Raw genomic sequence first — 5,400 nt, forward strand, 5'->3', positions numbered from 1 at the left:
ATCTACGGCGGCTCGAACGAGATCCAGAAGAACATCATCGCCCAGACGATCCTCGGGCTGTAGGAGCTTTCATGCGGTTCAGTCCGACTCCCGAGCAGCAGCAGCTCGGCGACATGGTCCAGCGGTTTTTCGCCGAGCAGTACCGGTTCGATGCGCGGCGGAAGATCCTCGACTCGCGCGAAGGATGGAGCCGGGAGACCTGGTCGAAGCTGGCGGAGCTCGGCCTGCTCTCGCTGCAGGTCCCCGAGGAGCAGGGCGGGATGGCGCCGGCAGTGGTGGAGACGCTGCTCACCGCAACCGCGACGGGAACGGCCATGCTGCTCGAGCCCTGGGTCTCCTCGGCCATCATCGGCACCGTCCTCATCCGCGAGCTGGGCTCGGCGAAGGAGCGCGAGGAGATGCTCGTCCCCATGGCCGCCGGCGACCGGATCGCCGTTCCGGCGCACTTCGAGCCTGCTGCCCGCTACGATCTGCACCGCGTCGCCACCAGCGCACGGCGCGGTGGCGGCGGCTGGGTATTGAAGGGGCGCAAGTCTGTGGTGCTGCACGCGCCTGCCGCCGATCTGTTGCTGGTCTCGGCGCGGACGTCGGGCGCTGCCGACGAGGCCACCGGCATCTCGGTCTTCGCGGTGCCGCGCGAAGGTCCCGGCGTGGCGCTCTCGCAATACCGTACGCTCGACGGCATGTGCGCCGCCGACGTGGAGCTGGCGGACGCGCCCGGCACGCTCATCGGCGCGGACGGGACCGCCTTCGCCGCACTCGCGACCGCGTTCGATCAGGGGCTCGCAGTCCGCTGCGCGGAAGCGGTGGGCGCGCTGCAGGCCACCCTCGACGCGACCGTCGAGTACACGAAGACACGCCAGCAATTCGGCGTTCCCATCGCCCGGTTCCAGGCGTTGCAGCATCGCATGGCGGACATGCTCATCCATGTCGAGCAGGCGCGCTCGATGAGCTACCTTGCCGCAATGCGCGCCTCGGAGCCGTCCAGACGCGAGCGCCGCCGCGCGCTGGCGGCCGCCAAGGTGGTGGTGGGCAACGCGTGCCGCTACGTCGGCCAGGAGGCGGTGCAGCTCCATGGCGGTATGGGCGTCACCGATGAGATCGCGGTCAGCCACCTCTTCCGCCGGCTGACGGCGCTGGAGATGGCGCTGGGCGACACCGCGCACCACCTGGAGCAGTTCGTCGCGGCGAGCGCGCAAGCGGAGGGCACATGAGCGGAGCGGACTACACGACGCAGGGCGCAGTGGCGGTGATCCGACTGGACAATCCGCCGGTCAACGGCCTCGGATACGCGGTGCGCACCGCAATCGTGGCGGGGCTCGACCGCGCCACCGCCGATCCGGCGATCTCTGCGGTCGTCCTGGCAGGCGCCGGCAAGTCCTTCTCCGCCGGCGCAGACATCCACGAGCTGGGCACGCCGAAATCGCTGCAGGAGCCCAACCTCCTCGCGGTGATCCGCGAGATCGAGCGGAGCGAGAAGCCGGTCGTCGCTGCCGTCCACGGGGTGACGATGGGCGGCGGCCTCGAGCTCGCCCTGGGCTGCCACTATCGCGTCGCGGCGCCTTCGACGCAGATCTCGCTGCCGGAGGTGAAGATCGGCCTGATTCCCGGCGCCGGCGGGACGCAGCGGGTTCCGCGCGTGCTCGGCCTGGAGACCGCGCTCAACCTGATCGTCTCCGGCGCCACGGTGCCTGCGACGATGCTGGCCAAGACGGGCCTCTTCGACGAGGTGATCGAGGGTGACCTCCTCGCCGGCGCGGTCGCCTTCGCGAACCGCGTCGCCTCGCGACGGCCGCTTCCGATCGTGCGCGAGCGCAGCGTCACCCATCCAGATGCCGAGGCGTTCCTGCAGTTCGCGCGCAACAGCGTCGCCGCGGTGGCCAAGGGGTATCCGGCGCCGCTCAAGTGCGTCGAGGCGGTCGCCGCCTCCCTCGAGCCGTTCGAACAGGGAGCGCTGGTCGAACGGCGCCTCTTCATCGAGCTGCTGAATTCTCCGGAATCGAAGGCCCTGCGACACGCCTTTCTGGCCGAGCGTGCCGCCTCGAAGGTGCCGGACGTACCCGAGGACACGGCTACCCGACCGATCCACTCCGCGGCCGTGATCGGCGCCGGTACCATGGGCGGCGGCATCGCCATGTGCTTCGCCAACGCGGGCATTCCGGTGCGCGTGCTGGAAGTGAAGCAGGAGGCGCTCGACAAGGGGCTCGCCACCATCCGCAAGAACTACGAGGCGAGCGCGAAGAAGGGAAAGCTCACCTCCGCGCAGGTCGGCGAGCGGATGTCGCTCCTTCAGCCGGCTCTCTCGTATGCGGACGTCGCCCAGGCGGACATCGTGATCGAGGCGGTCTTCGAGGATCTGGCAGTGAAGGAGGGCGTCTTCCGACAGCTCGACGAGGTGATGAAGAAAGGCGCGATCCTCGCCAGCAATACCTCGACCCTCGACCTGAACCGGATTGCCGCCTTCACCCGCCGTCCCGCCGACGTGATCGGCACTCATTTCTTCAGCCCGGCGAACGTGATGAAGCTGCTGGAGATCGTGCGCGGCCGCGAGACCGCCAAGGACGTACTCGCCACCGTGCTCGGCCTGGCGAAGAAACTGGGAAAGACCGGTGTCGTCTCCGGCGTGTGCGACGGCTTCATCGGCAACCGCATGCTCGCGCGCTACGTCGAGCAGGCGCTGCTGCTCATCGAGGAGGGAGCGCTGCCCCAACAAGTCGACGGGGTCATGGAGAAGTTCGGCATGGCCATGGGCCCTTTCCGCGTGTCGGACCTCGCAGGCGGCGACGTGAGCTGGTTCATCCGCAAGCGCCGCTACGCAGAGCACCCGGGCTCGCGGCGGCAGGTGATCGCCGACCGGCTCTGCGAGATGGGGCGCTTCGGGCAGAAGACCTCCGCCGGCTGGTACCGGTACGAGCCGGGGCGGCGCGACGCCATCCCCGATCCCGTGGTGGAGGAGCTGATCGTCTCCGCGTCGCGCGAGATGGCCATCGTCCGGCGCAACGTTCCCGCCGAGGAAATCGTGGAGCGCTGCATCTTTGCCCTCGTCAACGAAGGAGCGAAGATCCTCGAGGAAGGCATCGCTCAGCGCGCGTCCGACGTCGACGTCGTGTACCTGACCGGATACGGCTTTCCGCCTTGGCGCGGCGGGCCAATGCACTACGCCGATTCGCTCGGCCTCTACAGCGTCGTGCGGTCCATGCGCCGGCTGGCGAAGAACCCGCACGGCGATCCTGCGGCATGGGAGCCAGCGCCTCTGCTCGCAAAGCTCGCTGCCGAAGGGAAATCCTTCAGCGCATCGGGGAGCGCGCCATGACCGACGCCGTCATCGTCTCCACCGCCCGCACCGGTCTGGCAAAGTCCTGGCGAGGCGCCCTCAACATGACCCACGGCGCGACCCTGGGCGCTCATGTCGTCCGCGCTGCCGTGGAGCGTGCAAAGATCGACCCGTCCGAGGTGGAGGACGTGATCATGGGCTGCGCCTTGCCCGAGGGCACCACCGGCGGGAACGTGGCCCGTCAGATCGCACTGCGCGCCGGTCTTCCGGTCACCACTGCCGGCACCACCATCAACCGGTTCTGCTCCTCCGGGCTGCAGGCCATCGCCCTTGCCGCCCAACGCGTGATCGTCGACCGGGTGCCGGTGATGGTGGCGGGCGGCATCGAGTCGATCTCCTGCGTCCAGCAGGAGCTGAATCAGCACATGTTCGAGGACCCCTGGCTCCTCGAGCACAAGCCGGCCATCTACATGAGCATGCTGGAGACCGCCGAGAACGTGGCGAAGCGCTACCGGATCTCGCGCGAGAAGCAGGACGAGTACGGCGCGCGAAGCCAGCAGCGGGCTGCCGCTGCCCAGGCGGCGGGGAAATTCGCCGACGAGATCGTCCCCTTCACAACGCTGATGGGCGTCGCCGACAAGGACTCCGGCCGCCTCTCGACGCGCGAGGTGACGCTCTCCGCCGACGAAGGGATCCGCCCCGACACCACCGTGGAAGCAATCGCGAAGATCAAGCCCGCTATCCCCGGCGGAGTGGTGGCGGCTGGCAATGCCAGCCAGTTCTCCGACGGTGCCTCCGCCTGCGTGGTGATGGAGGCGAAGCTGGCAGAGAAGCGAGGTCTGCGACCGCTGGGGATCTTCCGCGGCTTCGCCGTGGCCGGGTGCGAGCCCGACGAGATGGGAATCGGCCCGGTGTTCGCCGTGCCGCGCCTCCTGGAACGCACCGGTCTGAAGATGGACGACATCGGGCTCTGGGAGCTGAACGAAGCCTTTGCCGTGCAGGTCATCTACTGCCGCGACCAGCTCGGCATCCCGGACGACCGGCTCAACGTCGACGGCGGCGCCATCGCCATCGGCCATCCCTACGGCATGTCGGGCGCCCGGCTCGCCGGTCACGCCCTGATCGAGGGACACAGGCGCAAAGTGAAGTACGTCGTCGTCACCATGTGCGTCGGCGGCGGAATGGGCGCGGCCGGGCTCTTCGAGGTGACCTGAGCTTTCGCGCGATGGTGAGACCCCGCAGGTTGGATCAGTCCCACTCGATCCTGAAGCCCGAGGGCGTGACGCGCACGGTGGGCGGCTTCTCGCGAGTCAGGATCTTGATGGCGGAGAAGCCGCCTCCAAGAAGGCAGGTGATCCCGCCGCCGATCAGCAGTCCGAGCTTGCTGGTGGGCTCGGGATCGAGGACCGCAAGCCCCACCATGGCGATTCCGGCCGCGCTCATGCCCAGGGCAACCCCCGCCCCAGCGATTTCTCGCGAGGACAGTCTGGCCGCCCGCGCGAGCTGGAAGATGGTCTGCGTCGACGGATCGATCCCGACATTGGCGTCGTCGACCAACGAGACCGGCATGCGCTCCTTGTAAGCGCGCGCGAGCCGCTCCAGCCAGCGCTGGTCGGAGGTCTTGATGCTCGTTTCGTCCACGATTTCAAAGTGTCGCATGGATCCATCGGCCGCCTGCAGCCTTGTTCCGCCTACGGGCGGCGAAGCCCGCGCCTGTTGCACGGAAGCCGTCATCGGTTGAGCTTCCCTGGGGAAGGAGTCCCTCATGGCCCAAGGCAACCGCGACAAGCCGGACCGTATCGGCACGCCGGATCCGGCGAACGAACCGCCGCCACCGAAGATCGACGACGCGGGCGAGTTGGGTGAGGTCGGCGCTCGAAAGCTCGACGAGCGCCAGAAGGACGCAATCTGGAAGAACCGACCGCCGACGCCGGACCAGGATCCGGTGGACCCGGTTGCCCGCTGAATCAGCACGCCCCGCTAGTTGCGGCGCGCGCGGTGCGGCAGCGGGCAAGACAAGCTGCCGTGCCGCTCGTCCCATTGCTGGTGGTAAGTCTCGGCGATCCAGAACGGCCCGGCCGGCGCGATCTCGGTCGTAATGGGATCACGCAAGCCCTTCTGGGCCT

At 68.5% G+C, this 5,400-nt stretch carries 6 protein-coding genes; 4 read left to right on the forward strand and 2 right to left on the reverse strand.

Annotated features, from left to right (window positions below; genetic code table 11):
- The first annotated feature begins 71 nt into the window (after nucleotides 1–71).
- From E6J58_24120 to E6J58_24130, 3 genes are read left to right on the forward strand one after another with little or no spacing between them, the layout of a single operon-like run.
- The gene (locus E6J58_24120; protein TMB31771.1) at nucleotides 72–1,214 is read left to right on the forward strand and encodes an acyl-CoA dehydrogenase; all 1,143 of its coding nucleotides are present in this window, start codon (nucleotides 72–74) and stop codon (nucleotides 1,212–1,214) included.
- On the forward strand, nucleotides 1,211–3,313 hold the full coding sequence (locus tag E6J58_24125) for a 3-hydroxyacyl-CoA dehydrogenase (protein TMB31772.1): 2,103 nt from the start codon (nucleotides 1,211–1,213) through the stop codon (nucleotides 3,311–3,313). Before E6J58_24120 ends, E6J58_24125 begins: the two co-directional genes overlap by 4 nt.
- Nucleotides 3,310–4,488: an acetyl-CoA C-acyltransferase gene (locus tag E6J58_24130; protein ID TMB31773.1), complete on the forward strand. Its 1,179-nt coding sequence runs from the start codon at nucleotides 3,310–3,312 to the stop codon at nucleotides 4,486–4,488. The genes E6J58_24125 and E6J58_24130 overlap by 4 nt, the downstream gene beginning before the upstream one ends.
- A gap of 34 nt (nucleotides 4,489–4,522) precedes the next feature.
- Here E6J58_24130 and E6J58_24135 read toward each other — a convergent pair whose 3' ends face one another.
- Nucleotides 4,523–4,915: a hypothetical protein gene (locus E6J58_24135; GenBank protein TMB31774.1), complete on the reverse strand. Its 393-nt coding sequence runs from the start codon at nucleotides 4,913–4,915 to the stop codon at nucleotides 4,523–4,525.
- Nucleotides 4,916–5,039: 124 nt separating this feature from the next.
- Here E6J58_24135 and E6J58_24140 point away from each other — a divergent pair, with 124 nt between their 5' ends.
- Nucleotides 5,040–5,240 carry a hypothetical protein gene (locus tag E6J58_24140; GenBank protein TMB31775.1) on the forward strand — a complete coding sequence of 67 codons (201 nt, stop codon included), beginning with the start codon at nucleotides 5,040–5,042 and terminating at the stop codon, nucleotides 5,238–5,240.
- A gap of 14 nt (nucleotides 5,241–5,254) precedes the next feature.
- Here the strand turns inward: E6J58_24140 and E6J58_24145 are convergent.
- On the reverse strand, nucleotides 5,255–5,400 hold a 146-nt coding region (locus tag E6J58_24145; GenBank protein TMB31776.1), incomplete at its 5' end, for a hypothetical protein.

The organism is Deltaproteobacteria bacterium (assembly GCA_005879535.1).
In the GTDB taxonomy this organism is placed as follows: domain Bacteria; phylum Myxococcota; class Myxococcia; order Myxococcales; family 40CM-4-68-19; genus 40CM-4-68-19.